This window comes from Actinokineospora fastidiosa (genome assembly GCF_014648415.1).
Classification (GTDB): Bacteria; Actinomycetota; Actinomycetes; order Mycobacteriales; family Pseudonocardiaceae; genus Actinokineospora; species Actinokineospora fastidiosa.
Genome location: NZ_BMRB01000002.1, coordinates 1,427,946 through 1,452,551, shown reverse-complemented (window position 1 = coordinate 1,452,551; position 24,606 = coordinate 1,427,946). Strand labels below are relative to the sequence as shown.

The 24,606-nt window shown below is 73.0% G+C and carries 9 protein-coding genes, 1 tRNA gene and 2 pseudogenes; 11 read left to right on the top strand and 1 reads right to left on the bottom strand.

What is annotated here, in order from left to right; all coding sequences use genetic code 11:
- Positions 1-5: 5 nt before the first annotated feature.
- The 10 genes and pseudogenes from IEY98_RS33415 to IEY98_RS16500 all read left to right on the top strand — a co-directional run.
- A pseudogene (locus IEY98_RS33415) lies at positions 6-1,859 on the top strand (non-ribosomal peptide synthetase); the annotation flags it as partial.
- Positions 1,860-1,973: 114 nt separating this feature from the next.
- Complete coding sequence (locus IEY98_RS33410; RefSeq protein ID WP_444541827.1) at positions 1,974-3,200, top strand: condensation domain-containing protein; 1,227 nt, start codon at positions 1,974-1,976, stop codon at positions 3,198-3,200.
- Positions 3,201-3,203: 3 nt separating this feature from the next.
- Positions 3,204-10,877, top strand: a complete 7,674-nt coding sequence (locus IEY98_RS16530) for a non-ribosomal peptide synthetase (RefSeq protein WP_189211298.1) — start codon at positions 3,204-3,206, stop codon at positions 10,875-10,877.
- Positions 10,859-15,619, top strand: a pseudogene (locus tag IEY98_RS33530) (amino acid adenylation domain-containing protein); the annotation flags it as partial. The gene IEY98_RS16530 and the pseudogene IEY98_RS33530, both read left to right, overlap by 19 nt.
- Before the next feature lie 21 nt (positions 15,620-15,640).
- Complete coding sequence (locus tag IEY98_RS33525; protein WP_505606715.1) at positions 15,641-18,046, top strand: amino acid adenylation domain-containing protein; 2,406 nt, start codon at positions 15,641-15,643, stop codon at positions 18,044-18,046.
- A gap of 12 nt (positions 18,047-18,058) precedes the next feature.
- Positions 18,059-19,018: an ATP-binding cassette domain-containing protein gene (locus IEY98_RS16520; protein ID WP_189211296.1), complete on the top strand. Its 960-nt coding sequence runs from the start codon at positions 18,059-18,061 to the stop codon at positions 19,016-19,018.
- A complete protein-coding gene (locus IEY98_RS16515; RefSeq protein ID WP_189211295.1) occupies positions 19,015-19,800 on the top strand; it encodes an ABC transporter permease in 786 nt (261 codons plus the stop codon). The genes IEY98_RS16520 and IEY98_RS16515 overlap by 4 nt, the downstream gene beginning before the upstream one ends.
- Positions 19,801-19,810: 10 nt before the next feature.
- Entirely contained in the window at positions 19,811-20,245 is a 435-nt protein-coding gene (locus tag IEY98_RS16510) for a cobalamin B12-binding domain-containing protein (protein ID WP_189211294.1), read from the top strand.
- Positions 20,242-21,468 (top strand): methylaspartate mutase, encoded by a 1,227-nt coding sequence (locus tag IEY98_RS16505; protein WP_189211293.1) that lies wholly within the window; start codon positions 20,242-20,244, stop codon positions 21,466-21,468. The genes IEY98_RS16510 and IEY98_RS16505 overlap by 4 nt, the downstream gene beginning before the upstream one ends.
- Positions 21,469-21,658: 190 nt before the next feature.
- The gene (locus tag IEY98_RS16500) at positions 21,659-23,551 is read left to right on the top strand and encodes an ABC1 kinase family protein (protein WP_189211292.1); all 1,893 of its coding nucleotides are present in this window, start codon (positions 21,659-21,661) and stop codon (positions 23,549-23,551) included.
- Here IEY98_RS16500 and IEY98_RS16495 read toward each other — a convergent pair whose 3' ends face one another.
- Positions 23,552-24,241 carry a DUF899 domain-containing protein gene (locus IEY98_RS16495; RefSeq protein ID WP_268244596.1) on the bottom strand — a complete coding sequence of 230 codons (690 nt, stop codon included), beginning with the start codon at positions 24,239-24,241 and terminating at the stop codon, positions 23,552-23,554. It abuts the gene before it with no gap.
- A gap of 181 nt (positions 24,242-24,422) precedes the next feature.
- Here IEY98_RS16495 and IEY98_RS16490 point away from each other — a divergent pair.
- A tRNA-Leu gene (locus tag IEY98_RS16490) sits at positions 24,423-24,499 on the top strand.
- Positions 24,500-24,606: the final 107 nt, after the last annotated feature.

The window sequence follows — 24,606 nt, the reverse complement described above, 5'->3', positions numbered from 1 at the left end:
AAGCCGTGCGCTACGAGGACGAATCCCTCACCTACGCCGAACTGGACCACCGCTCAACCGCCCTGGCCGAAGTCCTCCGCACCCACGGCGCCACCCCCGAACACTTCGTGGCGGTAGCCGTCCCCCGCTCCCCCGAGATGGTGGTAGCCCTCCTGGCCGTCCTCAAATCCGGCGCCGCCTACCTCCCGGTAGACCCCGACTACCCCCCCGACCGCATCACCTACATGCTGGACGACGCCCGCCCGATCCTCACCATCACTGCGCCCCCCTCCACCCCACACAGGTGGACGCGCCCCGCCCCAACCGGGGGCAATCCGCCCTTCTCTTTCCAGGGTACGGGATTCGGGGTCTGTCAAGAGGGGGAGCGGCCGCGGCTGTGGATAACCGGGCCGCAGGTGGGTGCGGAAGTGCAGGGCGGCAGGGGGCACGACGCGAAGGCCGACAGCCAGCCGTGCCTTCTGACCATGCCGCTCGCTCCGGGTGAGGAACGGCCCGCCAATCGTCAACGGGAAAGTGCGTCCCTGGAGACAACCGGGGAGCCCCAAGTAGGCCACCCCCATCAAGGGGAACCCGCAGCCTTGCGGACAACCGCAGAGCCCCAAGTAGCCCACCCCGCCTACCTCATCTACACCTCCGGCTCCACCGGCCGCCCCAAGGGGGTCGTCGTCACTCACCAAGGCGTCGCCGCGCTGGTGGCCACGCAACGGCAGCGGCTGGGGGTCGGGCCGGGGAAGCGGGTGTTGCAGTTCGCCTCGCCGAGTTTCGACGCCGCCTTCTGGGAGATCGTCCAAGCGCTCCTGACCGGGGCGACCCTGGTGCTGGCGCCCAAGGAGCGGCTGCTGCCCGGCGCCCCGCTCGCCGAGGTTCTCAACCAGCACGGGATCACCCACGCGACCATTCCGCCCGTCGCCCTCGCGGCTATGTCTGAAGTGGACATCCCGACCGGGACCATCGTCTCCGCGGGTGAGGCCTGTTCCGCCGAGCTCGTCGCCCGCTGGTCGCGGAACCGCAGCATGATCAACGCGTACGGTCCGACCGAGTCCACGGTCTGCACCTCCATGAGCGACCCCCTGCACGCCGCGGACGACGTTCCGCCCATCGGCACCTCGGTCATCGCCACGCGCAACTACGTGCTCGACGCCGGCCTGCGCCCGGTCCCGCCCGGGGTCGCCGGGGAGCTCTACGTTGCCGGTGACGGCCTCGCCCGCGGGTACCTCAACCGTCCCGCGCTCACCGCCGCGCGGTTCGTGGCCAATCCGTTCGACGCCGGGACCCGGATGTACCGCACGGGCGACCTGGCCAAGTGGACCAAGGACGGCCAGCTGCGCTTCGTCGGCCGCGCCGACGACCAGGTCAAGATCCGCGGCTTCCGGATCGAGCCCGGCGAGGTGGAGGCGGTGCTCGCCGCCCACCCGAACGTGCGCCAGGCCGCCGTGCTCGCCCGCGAGGACCGCCCCGGCGTCCGCCAGCTCGTCGCCTACGTCGTCCTCGACGCCCCCGCCGACCTCAAGGCGCACGCCCAGGACAAGCTGCCCGAGTACATGGTCCCCGCGGCGTTCGTCGTCATGGACGAGTTCCCGGTGACCCCCAACGGCAAGCTCGACCGCCGCGCCCTGCCCGCTCCGGAGTACACCGCCGACGGACGGGACGCCGAGACCGACGTCGAGCAGCTGCTCTGCGGCCTCTTCGCCGAGGTGCTGAACCTGTCCGAGGTCGCGGCCGACCAGAGCTTCTTCGACCTCGGCGGCGACAGCATCGTCTCCATCCAGCTGGTCAGCCGCGCCCGCGCCGCCGGGCTGGCGATCACCCCGCGCGAGGTGTTCGAGCACAAGACGGTGGAGGCGCTGGCCAGGGTCGCCCGGCCGCTCACCCAGTCCGTCAAGGCGGACAACGGCGTCGGCAGCGTCCCCGGCACCCCGATCATCGAGTGGCTGCGCGAGCAGGGCGGGCCCATCGGCGAATTCCACCAGTCCATGCTCCTGCGCGCTCCTGACGACATCACCCCGGACAAGCTCGACCAGGCCGTCCAACGCCTGATCGACCACCACGACGCCCTGCGCGCCCGGCTGGTGCGCGGCCGCGAGTGGCACCTGCACATCGACCCACCCGGTAGCAAGGCCGACCTGCACAGCGGCCTCGACCCCGACGCGGGCCGCATGGTCGACGTCGCCCTGGTCGACGGGCACGTCCGCATCCGCGTGCACCACCTCGTCGTCGACGGCGTCTCCTGGCGCGTCCTGATCGACGACCTGGCCAAGGCCTACGCCGGTGAGCCGCTGGAGCCCGTCCAGACCTCGCTGCGCGGCTGGGCGGAGCACCTGCGCGAGCAGGCCACCCTGCCCAACCGCGTCGCCGAGCTGCCACTGTGGACGGAGGTCCTGGCGAAGGACCCCAGCCCCGACCCGCTGGACAGCGCCGACCCCACCGGCCACACCCGCGCCACCGAGCGGGCCATCACGCTGACCCTCGACGCCGAGACCACCCAGGCGCTGCTGACCACGGTCCCCGCCGCCCACCACGCCGGGGTCAACGATGTCCTGCTGACCGGCCTGGCCGTCGCCGTCGCCGACTGGCGCAGGCGCCGCACCGGCTCCCGGCGCACCGACCTGCTGCTGGACCTCGAAGGCCACGGCCGCGAGGAGAGCGAGGGACAGGACCTGTCGCGCACGGTCGGCTGGTTCACCACGCTGCACCCGCTGCGCCTCGACCCGGGCGTCGTCGACGTCGCCCAGGCGGGCCAGGCCATCAAGGCGGTCAAGGAGCAGATCCGCGCCCTGCCCGCGCTGAGCCACGGCCTGCTGCGCCACCTCAACCCCGAGACGTCCCGCGTGCTCGCCGCCCTCCCCGCGCCCCGCCTGGCGTTCAACTACCTGGGCAGGCTCGAATGCGGCGACGGCCCGTGGTCGCCAGCCGAGGACGGCATCGGCGGCGGCACCGACCCCGACGCGCCGTTCGGCCACGCGCTGGAGCTGAACGCGCACACCGCGGGTGGCCAGGCCTGCGGCCTGGTCGCCACCTGGACCTGGCCCGCCGCCCTGCTCGCCGAGACCGACGTGCGCGACATCGCCGAGACCTGGTTCCGCGCGCTGGCCGCGATCGCCTCGGCCAAGGACACCGGCGGTTACACCCCGTCCGACCTCGCTCTGGTCACGCTGACCCAGGACGAGATCGACCTGCTGGAAGCTGACTGGAGGCTGTAGAAGATGACCAAGCCCGGCCTCGCGGACGTGCTGCCGCTCTCGCCGCTGCAGGAAGGTCTGCTGTTCCACTCGCTGTACGACCAGCAGGGCATGGACGTCTACACCGTGCAGCTGCTGTTCGACATCGACGGCGAGCTCGACCCCGACGCCCTGCGCGCCGCCGCCCGCGGCCTGCTGCGCAGGCACCCCAACCTGCGCGCGGCGTTCCGCTACGAGAAGCTCAGCAAGCCCGTGCAGATCATCCCGCACGAGGTCGACCCGCCGTGGCGGTACCTCGACCTGCCCGACGAGGACGAGTTCACCGCGGCCGTCGCCGCCGACCGCGCCGAGCGGTTCGACCTCACCCGCCCGCCGCTGATCCGCTTCACCCTGGTCAAGCGCGGCCCGGGCAGGCACACGCTGGTCATGACCAACCACCACATCCTGGTGGACGGATGGTCGATGCCGATCATGGTGCGCGAGCTGTTCCAGCTCTACGCGGGCGCCTCCCTGCCCGCCGCCACCCCGTACAAGAACTACCTCGCCTGGCTGTCCAAGCAGGACAGTGCGGCGGCAGAGCGGGCGTGGGGCGAGGCCATGGCCGGTCTCGACGAGCCCACCCTCTTCGCCCCGGACGCCCCCGAGCCCACCGGGGCCGCCCCCGGGCACGTGACCGTCGCGCTGTCGGAGGAGGCCACCGGCAGGCTCAGGGACCAGGCCCGCAGGCACGGCCTCACCCTGAACACCGTCGTGCAGGGCGTCTGGGCGCTCATGCTCGCCCGGCACACCGGCCGCGACGACATCGTCTTCGGCGCCACAGTCAATGGCCGCCCGCCGGAGATCCCGGGCATCGAGGACATGGTCGGCCTGTTCATCAACACCCTGCCCGTGCGCGTGCGGCTGAACCCGGCCGACACGCTCGCCGACGCCCTGCGCCGCGTGCAGGACGAGCAGGCCCGGCTCATGGCCCACCAGCACATCGGTCTGACCGATGTGCAGCGCATCGCGGGCCACCCCAGGCTGTTCGACACGATCGCCGTATTCGAGAACTACCCGCTCGACCCCGCCGAGCTGCGGGCCACCGCGGGCGGGATCACCCTGACCGGCGTCCGCGCCACCGACGCCACGCACTACCCGCTCGGCCTGATCGCGGGCATCGAGGACGACCGCCTCACCCTGCGCCTGGACCACCGCCCGGAGGCCGTCGCCGACGCCGACACCCTCGCCGCCCGCCTGGTCCACCTCTTCGAGACCGTGGACCTCGACGAGCCCACCGGCCGCGCGGACGCCATCACCCCGGCGGAACTGCGCCAGGTCATCGATCAGTCGAGCACAGGCGAGCCCGCCCGGCACGCCTCGATCGCGCAGGCGTTCGCCGAGCAGGCCGCCCGCACCCCGGACGCGACCGCCGTGGTCTGCGAGGGCGTCCGACTGTCCTATCGGGAGCTGGACGAGGCCGCCAACCGCCTCGCGCACCTGCTCATCCAGCGCGGCGCGGGCCCCGAGCGGTTCGTCGCGCTCGCCGTGCCCCGCTCGGCGGACATGGTCGTCGCGCTGCTCGCGGTCATCAAGTCCGGCGCCGCCTACCTGCCGCTGGACCCGGAGTACCCCGCGGACCGGCTGGCCTACATGATCGAGGACGCGAAGCCCGCGCTGGTCATCGGCACCGCCGCGGCGGGCGTCGACTGCCTGCTCCTCGACGACGTCGCCGAGCTGCTGATCACCCAGCCCGCCACCGCGCCCGATGTCGACCTGCGGCCCGAGCACCCGGCCTACGTCATCTACACCTCCGGCTCCACCGGCCGCCCCAAGGGCGTGGTGATCCCGCACGGCAACGTCCTGCGCCTGTTCTCGGCGACCGACCACTGGTTCCACTTCGGACCCGACGACGCCTGGACGCTGTTCCACTCCTACGCGTTCGACTTCTCCGTCTGGGAGATCTGGGGGCCGCTGCTGCACGGCGGCAAGCTCGTCGTGGTGCCGTACGCGGTCAGCCGGTCGCCGGAGGAGTTCCTGCGGCTGCTCGAGCGCGGGCGGGTCACCGTGCTCAACCAGACGCCCTCGGCGTTCTCCCAGCTCATGCAGGCCGACCGGGAGAACCCCGGCACCGACCTCGCGCTGCGGTACGTCGTGTTCGGCGGCGAGGCGCTGGACCTGTGGCGGCTGGCCGACTGGTACTCCCGCCACGACGACCAGGCTCCTGTCCTGGTCAACATGTACGGGATCACCGAGACCACGGTCCACGTCAGCTACCTGGCACTCGACGCGCCGTCCGCGGCGGCTGGCCCGGGCAGCATGATCGGGTGCGCCATCCCCGACCTGCGCGTGTACGTCCTCGACCGCGGCCTGCGGCCCTGCCCGCCCGGCGTCGTCGGCGAGATGTACGTCGCGGGCGCCGGTCTGGCCCGCGGCTACCACGGCAAGCCCGCGCTGACCGCGGGCCGGTTCGTCGCCGACCCGTTCGGCGGGCCCGGCGCGCGGATGTACCGCTCGGGCGACCTGGCCCGCTGGGTCGACGGGAACCTGGAGTTCATCGGCCGCGCCGACAGCCAGGTCAAGATCCGCGGCTTCCGGATCGAGCTGGGCGAGATCGAGTCCGCCATCGGCGGCCACCCCGCCGTCGGCGACGTCGCCGTGATCGTCCGCGAGGACCAGCCGGGGGACAAGCGCCTGGTCGCCTACGTCGTCGCGCCGAGCGCCGACGGCCTGCGCGAGCACGTCTCCGCCGTCCTGCCCGAGCACATGGTGCCCTCGGCGTTCGTCCTGCTCGACGCGCTCCCGCTGACCGCGAACGGCAAGCTCGACCGCAAGGCGCTGCCCGCGCCGGAGTACTCGCGGACCCGCACCCGGACCGCGCGCACCCCGGCGGAGGAACTGCTGTGCGGGATGTTCGCCGAGGTGCTGGGCGTGCCTGCGGTGGGCGTGGAGGACGGCTTCTTCGACCTCGGCGGCCACTCGCTGCTGGCCACCCGCCTGATCAGCCGCGTCCGCGCGGCGTTCGGCGTGGAGCTGCCCATCCGCGCCCTCTTCGAGGCCCCGACCCCGGGCGCGCTCGCCCAGCAGCTCGGCGGCGCCGACGCCGCGCGGCCCGCGATCGTCCCGGTGGCGCGCCCTGAAGTGGTGCCGCTGTCATACGGCCAGCGCAGGCTGTGGTTCCTCAACCGGTTCGAGGACGACTCCACCGCGTACAACATGCCGCTCACCCTGCGCCTGCGCGGCCCGCTCGACGTCAAGGCGCTGGAGGCGGCCGTCAACGACGTGGTCGCCCGCCATGAGGCGCTGCGCACCGTCTTCCCCGACGACGACGGCACCCCGCGCCAGGAGGTCGTCGAGGCGGACATCCGCTTCACCGACCCGGCGGGCGGCGGCTTCGACCTGGCCGTCGACCTGCCCGTCCGCGCGCACCTGATCACCGAGGGGCCGCAGGAGCACGTCCTGCTCCTGGTCATGCACCACATCGCCGCCGACGGCTGGTCCATGGCCCCGCTGGCCCGCGACCTGTCCACCGCCTACACCGCCCGACTGCGCGGTGAGAGTCCGGAGTGGACACCGCTGCCGGTCCAGTACGCCGACTACGCCATCTGGCAGCGCGACCTGCTCGGTGACGCGGCTGACCCGGAGAGCCTGCTGGCCAGGCAGCTCGCCTTCTGGTCGGAGACGATGGCGGGCGCGCCCGAGGAGCTGGCGCTGCCCGCCGACCGCTCCCGGCCCGCGGTCGCCTCCGGCCGCGGCGGGTGCGTCGAGTTCACGATCGACCCCGACCTGCACCGGGCGTTGACCGCCGTCGCCAAGCAGAGCAGGACCAGCCTGTTCATGGTCCTGCAGGCCGGACTCGCCGCGCTGCTGACCCGCCTGGGCTCCGGCAATGACATCCCGATCGGCACCGTCGTCGCGGGCCGGGCGGACCAGGCCGTCGACGACCTCGTCGGGTTCTTCGTCAACACCCTGGTCCTGCGCACCGACACCGCGGGCGACCCCACCTTCGCCGAGCTGCTCGACCGCGTCCGGCGCACGGACCTCGCCGCGTTCGCCAACTCCGACGTGCCCTTCGAGCGGCTGGTCGACGCGCTCGCCCCGGACCGCTCGCTGGCCAGGCACCCGCTGTTCCAGGTGCTGCTGACGCTGCAGAACAACCCCGAGCCGGACTTCGCCCTGCCCGGCGTCGACGTCGAGCTGGTCGCGCCCGGCGTCGAGTCGGCCAAGTTCGACCTGTCCCTGGTGTTCGAGGAGCGCGCGGACGGCCTGCACGGCGCCATCGACTTCGCGCACGACCTGTTCGACGCCGCGACCGTGGAGGCCCTGGCCACCCGGCTGACCCGCGTCCTGGCCGCCATGGCCGCCAATCAGAAGACCCGCGTCGGCGACGTCGACCTCCTCGACGACGCCGAGCGCGAGCGCCTGCTCGTCGAGTGGAACGGCGCCCGCCGCGACGTCCCGGTCGTGACGCTGCCGGAGCGCGTGCGGGCGATGGCCGAGGCGCGGCCGGACGCGGTCGCGCTCATCCACGACGGCGTCCGGGTCACCTACGCCGACCTCGACGCCCGCGCCAACCGCCTCGCCCGCCTGCTGGTCGAGCGCGGCGCCGGACCCGAGCGCTACGTCGCGATCGCCCTGCCGCGCTCGATCGACCTGGTCGTCGCGCTGCTCGCGGTGCTCAAGTCCGGCGCGGCCTACCTGCCGATCGACCCCGAGTACCCGGCCGAGCGCATCCGCTTCATGCTCTCCGACACCGCGCCGGAACTGCTGATCAGCGCGACCGGCGTCGATGTGGACGGCCCGGCCATCCTGCTCGACCAGGTCGACCTCTCCGGCCACGACAGCGCCGACATCAACCGCGCCCAGCCGGGCAGCCCCGCCTACGTCATCTACACCTCCGGCTCCACCGGCCGCCCCAAGGGCGTGATCATCGAGCACGCCGCCCTCTCGGCCTACCTGGCCTGGACGTCGGCGCACTACCCGAGCACCACCGGCGTCACCGTCCTGCACTCGCCGATCTCCTTCGACCTCACCGTCACCGGCCTCTACACCCCGCTGGTCTCCGGCGGCACGGTCCTGCTGGCCGCGCTGGAGGACGACGACCGGGTGCGCGCCGACCTCGCCCGCGCCGAGTGCACGTTCCTCAAGGCGACCCCGAGCCACGTGGCGCTGCTGGACGCGCTGCCCGACGAGTTCTCCCCGAGCGGGCACCTGCTGCTCGGCGGCGAGACGCTGGTCGGCGAGAACCTGGCGCGGGTGCGCGCGGCCAAGCCCGACCTGACCGTGCTCAACGTCTACGGCCAGACCGAGACGACGGTCAACTGCGCCGAGTACCGCATCCACCCCGGCGTCGAGCTGCCCCCGGGCGCGCTGCCGGTCGGCAGGCCGTTCGACAACATCGACGTCTACGTCCTCGACGAACGCCTGCGCCCGGTGCCGCCGGGCGTCGCGGGGGAGGTGTACGTCGCGGGCAGCCAGACCGGCCGCGGCTACCTCAACCGGTTCGCGCTCACCGCGGAGCGGTTCGTGGCCAACCCGTTCGGCCCGCCCGGCTCGCGCATGTACCGCTCCGGCGACCTGGCCAAGCGCCGCGCCGACGGCGACCTGGTGTTCGTCGGCCGCGTCGACGACCAGGTCAAGGTGCGCGGGTTCCGCATCGAGCTGGGCGAGATCGAGTCCACCGTGCTCGGCCACCCGGACGTGCTGCGGGCCGCGGTCGTCGTCCGCGAGGACAAGCCGGGGGACAAGCGCATCGTCGCCTACGTCGTCGGCGGCGACCCCGAGGACGTGCTCGCCCACACCGCGCGCACGCTGCCCGAGCACATGGTCCCCTCCGCCGTCGTGCCGCTGGACGCGCTGCCGCTCACCCCGAACGGCAAGCTCGACCGCAAGGCGCTGCCCGCGCCGGTCGCCGCGGCGTCCGGGGGCGGCGGCGGCCCGCGCGACCGGGCCGAGGAGATCCTGTGCGGGCTGTTCGCCGAGCTGCTCGGCGTGCCCGAGGTCGGGATCGCCGACAACTTCTTCGAGCTCGGCGGCGACAGCATCGTCTCCATCCAGCTCGTCAGCCGGGCCCGCAAGGCCGGGCTCGTGCTGACCCCGCGCAACGTGTTCGAGGCCAAGACGGTCGCCGCCCTGGCCGCGCTCGCGGGCGCCCTGGACACCCCGGTCGAGGCCACCCCCGACGTCGGGACCGGGCGCGTGCCGCTGACCCCGGCCGTGCAGCGCTTCCGCGAGCGCGGCGGCCCGATCACCCGGTTCAACCAGTCGATGCTGCTGCACGCGCCCGACGGCCTGCACCTGGCGGGCCTGGTCGCGGCCGTGCAGGCCGTGCTCGACCGGCACGACGCGCTGCGCATGCGGCTCGACCGCGACGCCACCGGGGCGGAGTGGGTGCTGGAGGTGCCCGAGCCGGGCGCGGTGCCCGCCGAGGAGTGCGTGCGCCGCGTCGACCTGGCCGGGTTGAGCGGCGAGGCGCTGGCCAAGACCATGGCCGCGCACAGCGACGAGGCGTGGGACCGCACCGACCCGGCGGCGGGCCGCATGCTCCAGGTCGTCTGGTTCGACCCGGGCCGCGTGCTGGTCGTGGCCCACCACCTGGTCGTGGACGGCGTCTCGTGGCGGATCATCACCGACGACCTGGCCGCGGCGTGGTCGGCCGTCGCCGAGGGCCGCGCGCCCGAGCTGCCCGAGGTCGGCACGTCCTTCCGCCGCTGGGCCGAACACCTGACGGCACACGCCCACACCGAGCAGCGGGTGTCCGAACTGGACTTCTGGACCGAGGTGCTGGACGAGTACGACCCGCTGCTGGGCGACCGGCCGCTGGACCCGACCCAGGACACCGTCGGCGCCGTCGCCTACGCCACCGAGACCCTTCCCGCCGCCCTGACCGGCCCGCTTTTGACCACGGTCCCGAACCTGTACCAGGCGGGCGTCAACGACGTGCTGCTGACCGGGCTCGCGCTCGCCGTCGCCCGCTGGCGCGGCGACCGGGGGATCGATGACGACGGCACGACCTCGGTCATGGTCGACCTGGAGGGCCACGGCCGCGAGGACTCGGTAGCCCCGGTCGACCTGGCCCGCACGGTCGGCTGGTTCACCAGCCGCTACCCGGTCCGCATCGATCCCGGCGAGGTGCCCGACCTCGACACCGGCGGCCCCGGCGTGGGCGCGGCCCTGAAGCGGGTCAAGGAGCAGCTGCGCGCCGTGCCCGACAACGGCATCGGCTACGGCCTGCTGCGCCACCTCAACCACGACACCCGCGACACCCTCGCCGACCTGCTCGACCCGCAGATCAGCTTCAACTACCTCGGCCGCTACGCCTCATCGGGCACGACGAGGGCCTGGTCCGCGGTCACCGACGAGGGCACGGTCGGCGGCGCCGACCTCACCGGCAGCAGGCCGGACCCGGCCACCCCGCTCACCCACGCGCTGTCGGTGAACGCGGTGACCGAGGACCACCCGGACGGGCCGAGGCTCGTCGTCGTGTGGTCGTGGCCGCGCACCCTGCTCGCCGAGGCCGACGTGCGCGTGCTCATGGCCCGCTTCACCGACGCGCTGCGCGGCCTGGTCGCCCACGCGTCCGGCGACGCGGTGGGCGGGCTGACGCCGTCCGACACCGGCCTGGTCGCGCTCACCCAGGACCAGCTCGACCGGTTCGAGACGGCCGCGAACGACCAGGAGCGGGCCGAGGAGCCCGAGGACGAGTGGGAGATGGTCCAGTGAAGTCGAAGATCTCCGACGTGCTGCCCCTGTCCCCGCTGCAGGAGGGGCTGCTGTTCCAGACGCTGCTCGACGACCGGGGCGAGGACCTCTACGTCTCCCAGCTGCTGGTCGACATCGAGGGCAGGCTGGACGTGAAGGCCCTGCGGGCAGCGGCGAACGCCCTGCTGGACCGGCACGCCAACCTGCGCGCGGGTTTCCAGCACGCCGGTCTCCCCGAGCCGGTGCAGGTCATCCCGCGCTCGGTGGCCGTGCCGTGGACGCAGGTCGACCTGTCCGCATTGGACCCGGTGGCGCGGGAGGCCGAGCTGGCCTCCCGCCACGCCGCCGACCGGGCCACCCGGTTCGACCTCGCGACGCCGCCGCTGCTGCGGTTCGCGGTCTACCGGCTGGCCCCCGGGCGCTTCCGGCTGGCGATGACCAAGCACCACCTGCTGCTCGACGGCTGGTCCATGCCGATCCTGGTGCGCGAGCTGTTCACCCTCTACCAGGGCGGTGACCTGCCGCCCGTGACGCCGTACCGCGACTACCTCGCCTGGATCGCCGCCCAGGACGCGTCGGCGGCCGAGGACGCGTGGCGGCGGGCGATGGCGCGCCTCGACGAGCCGACGCTGCTGGCGCCCGCCGACCTCGACCCGGCGCCCGCCCGGCCGAGGACGCTGATCCGGGTCGTCCCGACCGAACTCGCCGCCGCGCTGCACCGGCGCGGGCGCGAGCGCGGGCTGACGATGAGCACCCTCACCCAGGGCGCGTGGGGCCTGCTGTGCGGCGCGCTCACCGGGCGCTCCGACGTCGTGTTCGGGGCGACCGTGTCGGGCAGGCCGCCGGAGATCCCGGGCATCGAGTCCATGGTCGGGCTGTTCATCAACACCCTGCCCGTGCGCGTCTCCTGGGACTGGGCCGAGCCGCTGGCCGTCATGCTGGAGCGGCTGCAGGTCGCGCAGTCGGACCTGATGCCCTACCAGCACACCCACCTCGCCGAGGTGCAGCGGCTGGCGGGCCACCAGAAGCTGTTCGACACCGTCACGGTGTTCCAGAACTACCCGGTGGACTCCGACGACGACACGCTGACCGTCGCCGGGCTGCGCGTCAGCGGCGTCCCGACGACCGACGGCACGCACTACCCGCTGAGCTTCGCCGCCGGGACCGCCGGACCCGACCTGCAGCTGCGCCTGTCCTACCGCGCGGACGTCTTCGGCGACGCGCAGATCGAGTCCACGATGGATCGCCTGGTCCGGCTGCTGTCGGCGATCGCGGCGAACCCCGACCGCGCGGTGGGCCGGGTGGACCCGCTGTCCTCCGTCGAGCGCCGCCGCGTCCTGGGGGAGTGGAACGCCAGCGCGGCGGAGGTCGCCCCGGCGACGATCCCCCGGCTGTTCGAGAAGCACGTGCGGGAGCGCCCGGACGCGCCCGCCCTGGAGTTCGGCGACACCGTGGTCGGCTACGCCGAACTGGACGCGCGGGCGAACCGGCTGGCGCACGCGCTGATCGAGCGCGGCGTCGGGCCGGAGGACATCGTCGCGGTGTCGGCGGCCCGCTCGGTCGAGCTGATCGTCGCGCTGCTCGCGGTGTCGAAGGCGGGCGCGGCGTACCTGCCGGTCGACGCCGACTACCCGGCCGACCGCATCCGGTACATGCTCGACGACGCCCGGCCCGTCCTGGCGCTGGTGGACGCCCGCGCGGACGCCGTCATCCCGGACGTCCCCCGGCTGGTGCTGGGCGACTTCTCCGAGTACCCGGCGGAATCGCCGGGGGAGCGGGCGCTGCCCGCGCATCCCGCGTACGTCATCTACACCTCCGGGTCGACGGGCAAGCCGAAGGGCGTCGTCGTGACCCATGCCGGGGTGCCCGCCATGGTCCGCACGCACGCCGGGCTGGACGTCGGCCCGGACGCCCGGGTGCTCCAGTTCGCCTCGCCGAGCTTCGACGCGGCGTTCTGGGAGATCGCGATGGCGCTGTTCTCCGGCGGCACCCTGGTCATGGCCGACCCCGAGGCCATGCTGCCCGGCGAGCCGCTGACCGCCGTCCTGCGCGCGCGCCGCGTCACCCACGCCACCCTGCCCCCGGTCGTGCTCGCCGCCACGGACCCGGCGCCGGACCTCGTCCCGTCGATGCTGGTGACGGCGGGGGAGGCGTGCTCGCCGGACCTGGTCGCCCGCTGGTCGTCCGACCGGCGCATGATCAACGGCTACGGCCCGACGGAGACCACGGTCGCCACCTCGGTGAGCGGCCCGCTCAGCCCCGGCGGCGTCCCGCCGATCGGCAGGCCGGTCACCAACCTGCGCTGCTACGTCCTCGACGCCGCCCTGCGCCCGGTGCCCCCCGGCGTCCCGGGCGAGCTGTACGTCGCGGGCGACGGCCTGGCCCGCGGCTACCTCCGCCGCCCATCCCTCACGGCCCAGCGGTTCGTGGCGAACCCCTTCGAGCCCGGCGCCCGGATGTACCGCACGGGCGACCTGGTGCGCTGGACGCCCGACGGCGAGCTGGTCTTCGTCGGCCGGGCGGACGAGCAGGTCAAGATCCGCGGCTTCCGCGTGGAACTCGGCGAGATCGAGTCGGCCCTGCTGTCCGCGCCCGGCGTCGCCCAGGCCGCCGTGATCGCCCGCGAGGACCGCCCCGGCGACCGCCGCCTGGTGGGCTACGTGGTCGGCGCCGTCGATCCGGCGGCGGCCAGGGCCCGCGTCGCCGACCGCCTGCCGGACTACATGGTCCCCGCCGCCATCGTCGTCCTCGACGAACTCCCCGTCACCCCCAACGGCAAACTCGACCGCAAAGCCCTCCCCGCCCCCGACCTCACGGCCACGGGCCGAGGCCCGGAGACGGACGTGGAACGCACCCTGTGCGCCCTCTTCGCCGAAGTCCTGTCCGTGGAGTCGGTGGGCGTCACCCAGAGCTTCTTCGACCTAGGCGGCCACTCCCTCCTGGCCACCCGCCTGGTAGGCCGGATCCGAGCGGCCCTGGACGTCGACCTGACCGTCCGCACCCTCTTCGAGTCCCCCACCGTCGAATCCCTGGCAACCCGCCTCACCACCCCCCAAGACCCCACCCGCCCAGCCCTGACCCCCCGCGTCCGCCCGACCCCCATCCCGTTGTCGGACGCCCAACGCAGACTGTGGTTCCTCAACCGCATGGGCGGAGCCGCGTACACCATGCCGGTAGCCCTACGCCTGACCGGCCCCCTCAACCCCACCACCCTCCGCCAAGCCCTCTCCGACGTAGTGGCCCGCCACGAATCCCTGCGCACCATCTACCCGGACCACAACGGCACCCCCCACCAACTGATCCTCGCCGCCCACGAGGTCGAACTGGCCCACACCCACCTAGCCGGCACCCCCGCACCCGCAACCCCTGCCGACCACGGCAGCACCCCCGTGTCCGCACACACCAACGGCAGCACCCCCGCACCCCCGTCCGCCCGCAACACCCCCGCAACGTGCGCTGACCCCACCAACACGCCCGCCCTCGCCCAAGGAGACCGCACCACCCCCCAACCACCCGCGGACACCACCCCCCACAACGCAAACCCACCCCACCCCACCACTCCCACAACCTCCCACCCCAACCCTGCTAACCCCCACACCCCCACTGGGACACGCCCCGCCCCAACCGGGGGCAAACCGCCCTCTTCTTTCCAGAATACGCCGGATCAGCCCTGTCAAGAGGGCAAGCCGCACCCCTTGTGGATAACCGACGAAACCATCCACAACGCCATCAAAGACCTTGCCAACACCGCCTTCGACCTCACCACCGACCCGCCCCTCCGCGCCCACCTCCTCACCATCGCCCCCGACGACCACGTGCTCGTCCTCGTCCTCCACCACATAGCCGCCGACGGCTGGTCCATGGCCCCCCTCGCCCGCGACCTCGCCCACGCCTACACCGCCCGCGCGCACAACAACCAGCCACAGTGGACGGACCTCCCCGTCCAGTACGCCGACTACACCCTCTGGCACCGCGACGTCCTCGGCAGTGAGGACGACCCGGAGAGCACCATCGCCCGCCAGCTCGCCTACTGGACCGACCGCCTGCGCGGCATCCCCGACCAGCTCTCCCTCCCCACCGACCGCCCCCGTCCCGCGGTCCCGAGCTCGACCGGCGGTCGCGTCCCCGTCGCCATCGACAAGGACACCCAGACGCGCCTCGCCGCGCTCGCCAAGGCCGCCAACGCCAGCCCGTTCATGCTGCTGCGGGCCGCCTTCGCCGCCCTGCTCACCCGCATCGGCGCCGGGACCGACATCCCCATCGGCGCGCCCATCGCGGGCCGCACCGATCCCGCGCTGGACGAGCTCGTCGGCTTCTTCGTCAACACCCTCGTCCTGCGCACCGACACCTCCGGCGACCCCACCTTCCGCGAGCTCGTCGCCCGCGTCGCCGACAACGACCTGGCCGCGTACGCCAACCAGGACGTCCCCTTCGAGCGCCTGGTCGAGGTCCTGAACCCGCCCCGGTCCCTCGCCCGGCACCCGCTGTTCCAGGTGATGCTGACCCTGCAGAACAACGCCCAGGCCGCCCTCGACCTCCCCGGCCTCACCGCCACGCCCTACCCGGTCCCCACCGGCTCGGTGAAGTTCGACCTGTCGATGAGCCTGGCCGAGACCCCGCACGGCATCGACGGCATCCTGTCCTACCGCGCCGACCTGTTCGACGAGGACACCGCCGCCCGCATCGCCGCCTGGTACGCCCGCCTGCTCGCCGCTGCCGTCGCCGACCCCGACCGCCCCATCACCGACCTCCCCCTCCTCGACCCCGCCGAGCACACGGCCGCCTTGGGCGACGACCTCCCGCACGACGTCCCCATCGTCCCGGTCCCCGACCTCATCGAGGCCCAGGTCGCCCGCACCCCGGACGCCCCCGCGGTCACCGGCGACGGCCGAACCCTCACCTACCGCCAGCTCGACGACCGCGCCAACGCCGTCGCCAGCACGCTCATCGAGCACGGCGCCCGTCCAGGCGACATCGTCGCCCTGGCCCTCCCGCGCGGCGTGGACCTGGTCGTCGCCCTCCTCGGCGTCCTCAAGTCCGGCGCCGCCTACCTCCCCGTCGACCCGGACCACCCGGCCGACCGACTGTCCTATGTGCTCACCGACGCCCGACCCGCCCTGATCCTCACCACGGCCGGGATCGACCTCCCGGAGACGGGCGTCCCCCGCCTCCTGGTCGAGCACGCCCGCGACCTCGGCCTGACCCGCAGCGGCCTGCGCCCCGGGCACCCCGCGTACGTCATCTACACCTCCGGCTCCACCGGCCGCCCCAAGGGCGTCGTGGTCGAGCACCGGTCCGTCGCCGACTACCTCGGCTGGACCACGGCCGCCTACCCGAGCGCGAGCGGCGCGGCGCTCCTGCACTCCCCGGTGTCGTTCGACCTCACCGTCACCGCGCTCTACACCCCGCTGGTCTCCGGCGGCTGCGTCCACATCGCCCCGCTCGCCGAGTCCGCCGACACCGACAAGGCCCTGAGCGCGCGTCCCTGCACGTTCCTCAAGGCCACCCCGAGCCACCTGCCCCTGCTCACCGAGCTGCCCGCCGCGTACTCCCCGGCGCGCGAACTGCTCCTCGGCGGCGAGGCCCTGCTCGGCGAGGCGGTCGCCCGGTGGCGGCGCGAGCACCCGGACGCCGACGTCCTCAACGTCTACGGACCCACCGAGGCCACGGTCAACTGCACCCAGTACCGGATCCCCGCGGGCGCGCCGCTGGACCCCGGCCCCGTGCCGATCGGCAAGCCGTTCGCAGGCACCCGCGCCTACGTCCTCGACGCCCGCCTGCGCCCGGTCCCGACCGGCGTCCCCGGCGAGCTCTACATCGCGGGCGCGTCCCTGGCCCGCGGCTACCTCAACCGACCGGGCCTCACCGCGGAGCGCTTCACCGCCGACCCCTACGGCCCGCCCGGCGCCCGCATGTACCGGACGGGCGACGTCGCCCGCAGGCTCCCGAGCGGCGACCTGGTCTACCTCGGCCGCGCCGACGACCAGGTCAAGATCCGCGGCCACCGCATCGAGCTCGGCGAGATCGAGGCCGTGCTGCGCGCCGCGCCCGGGGTCCGCGACGCCGCCGTCACCGTCCGGGACGACCGCCTGGTCGGCTACGTCACCGGCACGTCCGACATCGACGCCGTCAAGGCCGATGCCGCCCGCAGCCTGCCCGACTACATGCTGCCCGCCGCCATCGTCGCGCTCGACGCGCTCCCGCTGACCGGCAACGGCAAGCTGAACCGCGCGGCCCTGCCCGCACCGGACTTCCGCGCCCAGGGCCGCGCGCCGCGCACGCCGCTGGAACACACCCTGTGCGGCCTGTTCGGCGAAGTCCTCGGCGTCGACGGCGTCGGCGTGGACGACAACTTCTTCGACCTCGGCGGCCACTCCCTGCTCACCGTCCGGCTCGTCGGCCTCATCCGCGACCGCCTCGGCGTCGATCCCGGCATCCTGGCGCTGTTCCAGGCCCCGACCGTCGCCGAACTGGCCGCCCGGCTCCACGAGTCGACGCCGCGGACCGGCCCGCTCATCCCGCTGCGCGCGGAAGGCGCCCTGCCGCCCCTGTTCTGCGTGCATCCGGGCCTGGGCCTCGGGTGGGTCTACTCAGGACTCCTCAAGGACCTGCCCGACCAGCCGGTCTACGCCCTGCAGGCCCGTGGCATCGACGCCGACGAACCGCTCCCGGCGTCGCTGGACGAGATGGCCGACGACTACGCCGCGCTGATCCGCCAGGCCCGCCCGGACGGCCCCTACCGACTGCTCGGCTGGTCCTTCGGCGGTGTCGTCGCCCACGCGATAGCCGTCCGGCTGCGCGCGATGGGTGCGGAGGTGGACCTGTCCATGATGGACGCCTACCCGCACGTCCGGCGCACCGCCCACAACCCGGAGTCCTTCCGCGACGCGCTCCGCGACACCCCCTTCGCCGACCTCGACGACGAGGCCATGGCCAGGGTCGCGCGCGTCGCCGCCAACAACGCCCGCATCGCGGCAGACCACCGCCCCGACCACTACGACGGCGACGTCCGCTACTTCCAGGCGGTCCTCGGCCGAGGCCCCGGAGCGCCGGAGGTGTCCGCGTGGGAGCCCGTCGTCGGCGGACACCTCGACGTTCACCCGATCGAGTGCACACATGACGAGATGACCCTGCCGGAGCCGCTGTCCCGCGTCGCGGGCCTGCTGTCTGCCGTGCGAACCCATTCCTGAGAGGTGAGACCGATGGACCACGCCATCCGCGCGGAAGGCCTCCGCAAGCGCTACGGGGACAACCAGGCCGTCGACGGAGTCGACCTGCTCGTGCCCGCCGGGACGATCCTGGGCGTGCTCGGCCCCAACGGGGCGGGCAAGACCACCACCGTCCGCATGCTCGCCACGCTGCTGCCCCCCGACGACGGCCACGCCGTGGTCGCCGGGCACGACGTCACCAAGGACCCCAAGGCGGTGCGCGCCAAGATCGGCCTGACCGGCCAGTACGCCGCCGTCGACCAGCGGCTCACCGGCCGCGAGAACCTCTACCTCATCGGCGTCCTGCACCGGTTGGGCCGCCGCGCCGCCAAGGCCAGGGCCGACGGGATGATCGAACGCTTCGGCCTCGCCGAGGCGGCCGACCGGCTCAGCCGCACCTACTCCGGCGGCATGCGCAGGCGCCTCGACCTGGCCGCCAGCCTGCTCGCCGACCCGGCCGTGCTGTTCCTCGACGAGCCCACCACCGGCCTCGACCCGGCCAGCCGCAACGACCTCTGGGCGATGATCCGGTCCGAGGTCGCGGGCGGCCTGACGGTCCTGCTCACCACGCAGTACCTGGAGGAGGCCGACCAGCTCGCCGACCGCGTCGCCGTGATCGACAAGGGCCACGTCATCGCCGACGGGACCCCCGACGAGCTCAAGCGCAAGGTGGGGGAGGAGCGGCTCGACGTCACCGTCGCCCACGCCGCCGACGCGCCCGCCGTCGCCGCCGCGCTCGCCCGCGCCACCACCGTCTCGCCCACCGTCACCCCCGACGGCCGCACGGTGTCGATGACCGTCCCCGGCGGGATGCTCGGCATCCCCACCGCCATGGCCGCCCTCGGCGAGGCCCGGGTCGAGATCGTCGATCTCGCCGTGCGCAGGCCCACGCTCGACGACGTCTTCCTCGCGCTCACCGGCGGTGCGCGCGCAATGGAGAGGAGTGCCGCATGACCACGGTCCTGGAGGACTGGCGCGCCCTGGTGTGGCGCCACCTGCTGCACCTGCGCCGGATGCCGGACAAGCTGGTCAGCGCGACCGTCCTGCCGATGGTGTTCGTGGTGCTGTTCGGCGTGCTGTTCGGCAGCGCCATCAGCATCCCCAACGGGGACTACCGCGAGTTCATCATGGCGGGCATCTTCACCCAGGTCATGATCACCGCCGTGCCGAACACCGCGATCGGCACGCTGGAGGACCTGGGCAACGGCCTGGTCGACCGGTTCCGCTCGCTGCCCATGACCCCGTCCGCCGTGCTGGTCGGGCGCACTGTCGGCGACACGGCTCTGCGCGCGGTCACCTGCGTGGCGATGACCGCCGTCGGCCTGCTGATCGGCTGGCGCATCGACTCCGGCGTCGGCGCGGCGCTGGCCGGGTTCGGCATCCTGCTGCTGTTCGGGTTCACCATGGCCTGGGTCGGCGCGCTGCTCGGCATGAAGGTGCGCAGCCCGGAGGCGGCGGCGTCGATGCCGTCGGTCCTGCTGATGCCGCTGATGTTCCTGTCCAGCGCCTACATCCCGCTCGGCGGCCTGCCCGGCTGGCTGCGCGCGATCGCCGAGTGGAACCCGATCAGCGCGGTCGCGGGCGCGCTGCGCGAGCTGTGGGGCAACCCGGCGGCCGCGGGCGACAGCTTCGCCGCCCGCAACCCCGTCCCGATGGCGCTGCTCTGGCTCGCGCTCATCCTCGCCGTCGTCGTCCCCGCCGCCGTCCGCAACTACCGCACCGCCGCGACCCGCTGAAAGGCCAGTGATGAAGCGCTTAGTCCTGCTGTCCAGCGTGTCCTCCGACGCGCACACCTGGAACCTGGTCTACCTGCAGCTGCTCATCGAGGAACTGGGCCACGACGTGGTCAACCTCGGCGCCTGCGTCCCCGACGGGCTGCTGGTCGAGTCCGCGCTGCGGCACGGGCCGGACCTGGTGGTGCTGTCCACGGTCAACGGGCACGGCTACGGCGACGGCAAGCGCGTGATCACCGCGCTGCGCGCGCAGCAGGCGTTGCGGAACACGCCGGTCGTCATCGGGGGCAAGCTCGGCGTCGCGGGCCCGCTGGAGCCCGAACGGGTCGACGAGCTGCGCGCCGCCGGGTTCGACGCGGTGTTCGGGACGGACGCCGGGGCCGAGGAGCTGCGCCGGTTCATCGGCGACCTCGTGCCCACCTCGGCGGGGGGAGAGCTGGTGACGTGACGATATCCGAGTTCATCGCCCAGGACGGGGTCCTGGTGGTGCAGCCCAGGATGGGGTTCAGCGACCCGGACCTGATGCGCCGCGGCCTGCTGGCGGTCGCCCAGGCGTCCGCGCGCGCCGTCGCCACCATCACCCTCGACAGCTACACCCGGGTCAACGACGTGCCCGCCGCCGCGGTGGCCCTGCGCGACGGCGTGCCGCTCAACGGGTACCCGATCCTCAACCACCCGCCGTCGGTGACCCGCGCCATGGTCGAGCCGCTGGTCGCGGCCGGGATCCCGGTCCAGGTCCGGCACGGGTCGGCGCTGCCGCTGGAGATCTTCGCCGCGCTGGCCGAGTGCGGGCTGGCCGCGACCGAGGGCGGGCCGGTGTCGTACTGCCTGCCCTACAGCCGCGTGCCGCTGCCGCAGGCGGTGGACAACTGGGCCCGCGCCTGCGACCTGCTGGCGCGCGCGCCCGGGGCGCATCTGGAGAGCTTCGGCGGCTGCATGCTCGGCCAGCTGTGCCCGCCGAGCCTGCTGGTGGCGATCTCGGTGCTGGAGGCCATGTTCTTCCGCCAGCACGGCCTCCGCAGCGTGTCGCTGAGCTACGCCCAGCAGACGGACCGGCGCCAGGACATGGAGGCCATGGACGCGATGCACCGCATCGCCGCCGTCGAGTTGTCCGATGTGGACTGGCACATCGTGCTGTACGCGTACATGGGCGTGTTCCCCCGGACCCGCTCCGGCGCCCTCGACCTGCTCGGCGACGCCGCCGAACTGGCCGTCCACGGCGGCGCCGACCGCCTCATCGTCAAGACCCCGGCCGAGGCGTTCCGCATCCCGACCATCGAGGAGAACATCTCGGCGATGGAGTACGCCGCCGCCGTGGCCGACGAGGTGGCCCGCGGCGACCCGAAGACCGAGCGCCTGGTCGACACCGGCGTCTACGCCGAGGCCCGCACCCTGGTCGACGCGGTGCTGGACCTCAGCCCGGACATCGGCCGAGCGCTCCGCCTGGCCTTCGCCCGAGGCGTCCTGGACGTCCCGTACTGCCTGCACCCGGACAACGCGGGCCTGTCCCGCGGGGTCCTCGACGACTCCGGCAGACTCCGCTGGTCGCGCGTGGGCCGCATGCCCCTACCCCGTCCCCCAGACCCCGGCCCAGGCCGATCCACCCCCAGCGCCGACCTGCTGAGCGCCTTGTCCTACGTGGAACGCAAATACGATCGGGCGACCCTCTGACCCCGTCCGATCACGTGGCAGGCCCGGCGCCGGAAGCCCGCGAACTCCTCTCCGACGAGCTCGTGCGGCTTCCGCCCTCCTGGACGCGCGCGGGCAAGCGATTGTTCCACGCCCGCGAACCGCCCCAGAGCGCTCTGCCGGAACCTGCTACCCCCACCCGAACCCCGCCGCCCGGAGTCACAGTTGACGCATGAGCGCGTTCACCTCAGGGCTGCTCTTCGTGGCGGGGACACTCGCCGCGGTGGCGGTGCTGGCCGCGCTCGCGCGCAAGCTGCTCGGCCTGCGCGTCGGCGTCCTGCGGACCCTGGTCGCTGGCGGGCTCGGCCTCGTCGGGCAGACCGTGTTCGCCCTCACCGTCAAGCAGCCGGTGCTGGCGACCATCCAGTTCGGCGTCGCCCTGCTCGTCGCGGTCGTGTTCCTGGTCGTCGCCGAGGCCGTCGTCCCGACCGGCGCGCTCGGCTGGCCCAACGACTGGCTCCGCGCGGCCCGCCGCAGGCTCGCCAGAACCCGCCGGTACTCCCAGATCACCAAGATCGCGGTCCGGCACGGCCTCGGCCCGCACCTGTGGGGCCGCGGCCGCGCGGGTGACGGCCTCGCCCGCGCGCTGCGCATGGCGCTGGAGGACGGCGGCGTCACGTTCGTCAAGCTCGGCCAGCTGGTCGCCACCCGGGGCGACCTCCTCCCCGCAGACTTCATCGACGAGCTGTCCCGCCTGCACAGCCAGGTCACCCCCGTCCCGTGGGAGCGCGTGCGCGACGTGCTCGCCGAGGACCTGGGCAGGCCGATCGGGGAGGTGTTCGCCGAGGTCGACCCCGAGCCGATGGCCGCGGCCGCGATCGCCCAGGTGCACCGGGCCCGGCTGCTGGACGGCAGCGAGGTCGTGATCAAGATCCAGCGCCCGGGCATCCGCACCGAGGTCGTCCGCGACCTCGACATCCTGTCCCGCCTGGCCCGCACCCTGCACAACCGCACCCGCTGGGGCGCCGCGATCGGCGTCCGCGAACTGGCCGACGGCTTCGCCGTCGCGCTCCGCGAGGAGCTGGACTTCCGCGTCGAGCTGCGCAACACCCTGGCCGTGGCGGCGGGGGAGGAGCCGGACGTGGTCATCCCCACTGTCCATCCGGGACTGTCGTCGGCCCGCGTCCTGGTGCTCGACCGCCTCGACGGCGTGCCCATCGGCCAGACCGTGGTCCCGCCGGACGCCCGCGTCGGGCTGGCTGACGCCCTGCTGCGCTGCCTGCTCCGCCAGATCATGGTCACCGGCGTCTTCCACGCCGACCCGCACCCCGGCAACGTCCTCCTGCTGAGCGACGGCAGGCTCGCCCTGCTCGACTACGGCTCCGTGGGACGGCTGGACGCCACCACCCGCGCCGCCCTGCAACGGGTCCTCCTGGCCGCCGACAGCGGCGACCCCGCCGCCCTCCGCGACGCCCTGCTCGAACTGGTCGTGCCCGCGCACGACATCGATGAGGCCAAGCTCGAACGCGCGCTGGGCCAGTACCTCGCCGCGCACCTGAGCGCGGGCGGCACCGGCCCCGACCTGGAGATGTTCACCGCGCTGCTGCGGCTGACCGCGCGCTTCGACCTGGCGGTGCCGCCGGAGGTCGCGGCCGTGTTCCGCTGCCTGGTCACCCTCGACGGCACGCTCACCGCCATCAGCCCCGGCTTCGACCTGGTCGAAGGCTCCCGCACCGGAGCCTTCGCCCTGCTCGCCGACAAGTTCACCGCCACGTCCCTGCGCCGCTCGGCCGCCGACGAGGCACTGGCCGTGCTGCCGATGCTGCGGCGCCTCCCGCGCAGGCTGGACCGCATCACCGGGGCCCTGGAACGCGGCCAGCTGTCCATGCGCATCCGCCTGCTGTCCGACGGCGACGACCGCCGCGCCGTGACGGCGATGCTCGACCAGGTCCTCACGGCGTTCCTGGGCGGGACGACCGGCATCATGGCCGTGCTGCTGCTGGGCACCACGGGCGGCCCGTCGGTCACCCGCGACGTCACCCTGTTCCAGGTCCTCGGCTACAACCTGCTGGTCCTCTGCGGCGTCCTGGTCCTCCGCGTGCTGTTCCTGATGCTGCGGCGCTGATCAGTACTGGTCGTGGTGTTTGAAGTTCGCGATCCCCGTGCCCACTTCCTGGCGGCCCAGCGGGGTGAGGTCCAGGAGGTTGTAGGTGGTCAGGAGCAGATCGGGGCCGCGGCCGTAACTGGAATAGGTGTGGAAGATCCGCTCGCCGTCACGGAAGAAGACGCTCATCCCGTGCTGCTCGCCTTGCGCGTGCCACGGCGTGGTCGCCTCCAATTCGGTCTTGTCGCGGTAGTTGTAAAACACCGGAGCGACCGACTCGTCCTGCGTGGCGTGGAAATCGTAATTGAAGTCCGACCCGTAGGACGACACCCACGGGAAGGTCCACTCCATCCGCTCCTTGAACTTCGTGATCCGCTCAAGAGGCGCCCGCGAGACCACCACGAGGTTCGTCTCCCGCGACCGCAGGTGGGAGAGATGGGGCAGGTTGTCGGCCAGGAACGAGCAGGCCACACACCCCGCCTCCCACTCGGGATCGAACATGAAGTGATACACGAGCAACTGCCGCCGCCCGTCGAACAACTCCGCCAAGGAAGTCTTCCCACCCGGCGAGTCGAACACATACTCCTTGTCGACCTCAACCATCGGCAGATCCCGCCGACGAGCATTGAGCGCATCCCGCGCCTTGGTCGCCTCCTTCTCGGCGGCCAGCAATTCCATCCGCGCAACCAGCCATTCCTCCCGGCTGGCTATCCTGGGCAGGTTAATGTCGACTCCTCACTCCGAACGACCTTTTACGGGCACGGTACCGACCCCCGAACCCCCGCTCAACCGGCACATGATTGACACACGAAATTGCCGGTAATCCCTCACCCGCCCCACCCCAGACCCCCCACCACCACCCCAACCCCGATCCCGTAGAGTGACCCCCACGGCCCCCGTAGCCCAATCGGCAGAGGCAACGGATTCAAAACCCGTCCAGTGTGCGTTCGAATCGCACCGGGGGCACCAGCTGAAAGTCCGTCTGACCTGCGGCAACGGTCGATTCTGTTGATCTTGTGGTGTCCGGTCGTGTGCGGCTTGGTGCGGCTGTTTGCGGGTGTCTGTGCCCCATACGT

Coding starts and splice junctions, on each gene's coding strand:
- IEY98_RS16530 (WP_189211298.1), top strand. CDS start 3,204: ATGACCAAGCCCGGCCTCGCGGACGTGCTGCCGCTCTCGCCGCTGCAG.
- IEY98_RS16500 (WP_189211292.1), top strand. CDS start 21,659: ATGAGCGCGTTCACCTCAGGGCTGCTCTTCGTGGCGGGGACACTCGCC.
- IEY98_RS16520 (WP_189211296.1), top strand. CDS start 18,059: ATGGACCACGCCATCCGCGCGGAAGGCCTCCGCAAGCGCTACGGGGAC.
- IEY98_RS16510 (WP_189211294.1), top strand. CDS start 19,811: ATGAAGCGCTTAGTCCTGCTGTCCAGCGTGTCCTCCGACGCGCACACC.
- IEY98_RS16515 (WP_189211295.1), top strand. CDS start 19,015: ATGACCACGGTCCTGGAGGACTGGCGCGCCCTGGTGTGGCGCCACCTG.
- IEY98_RS33410 (WP_444541827.1), top strand. CDS start 1,974: ATGCTCCTGCGCGCTCCTGACGACATCACCCCGGACAAGCTCGACCAG.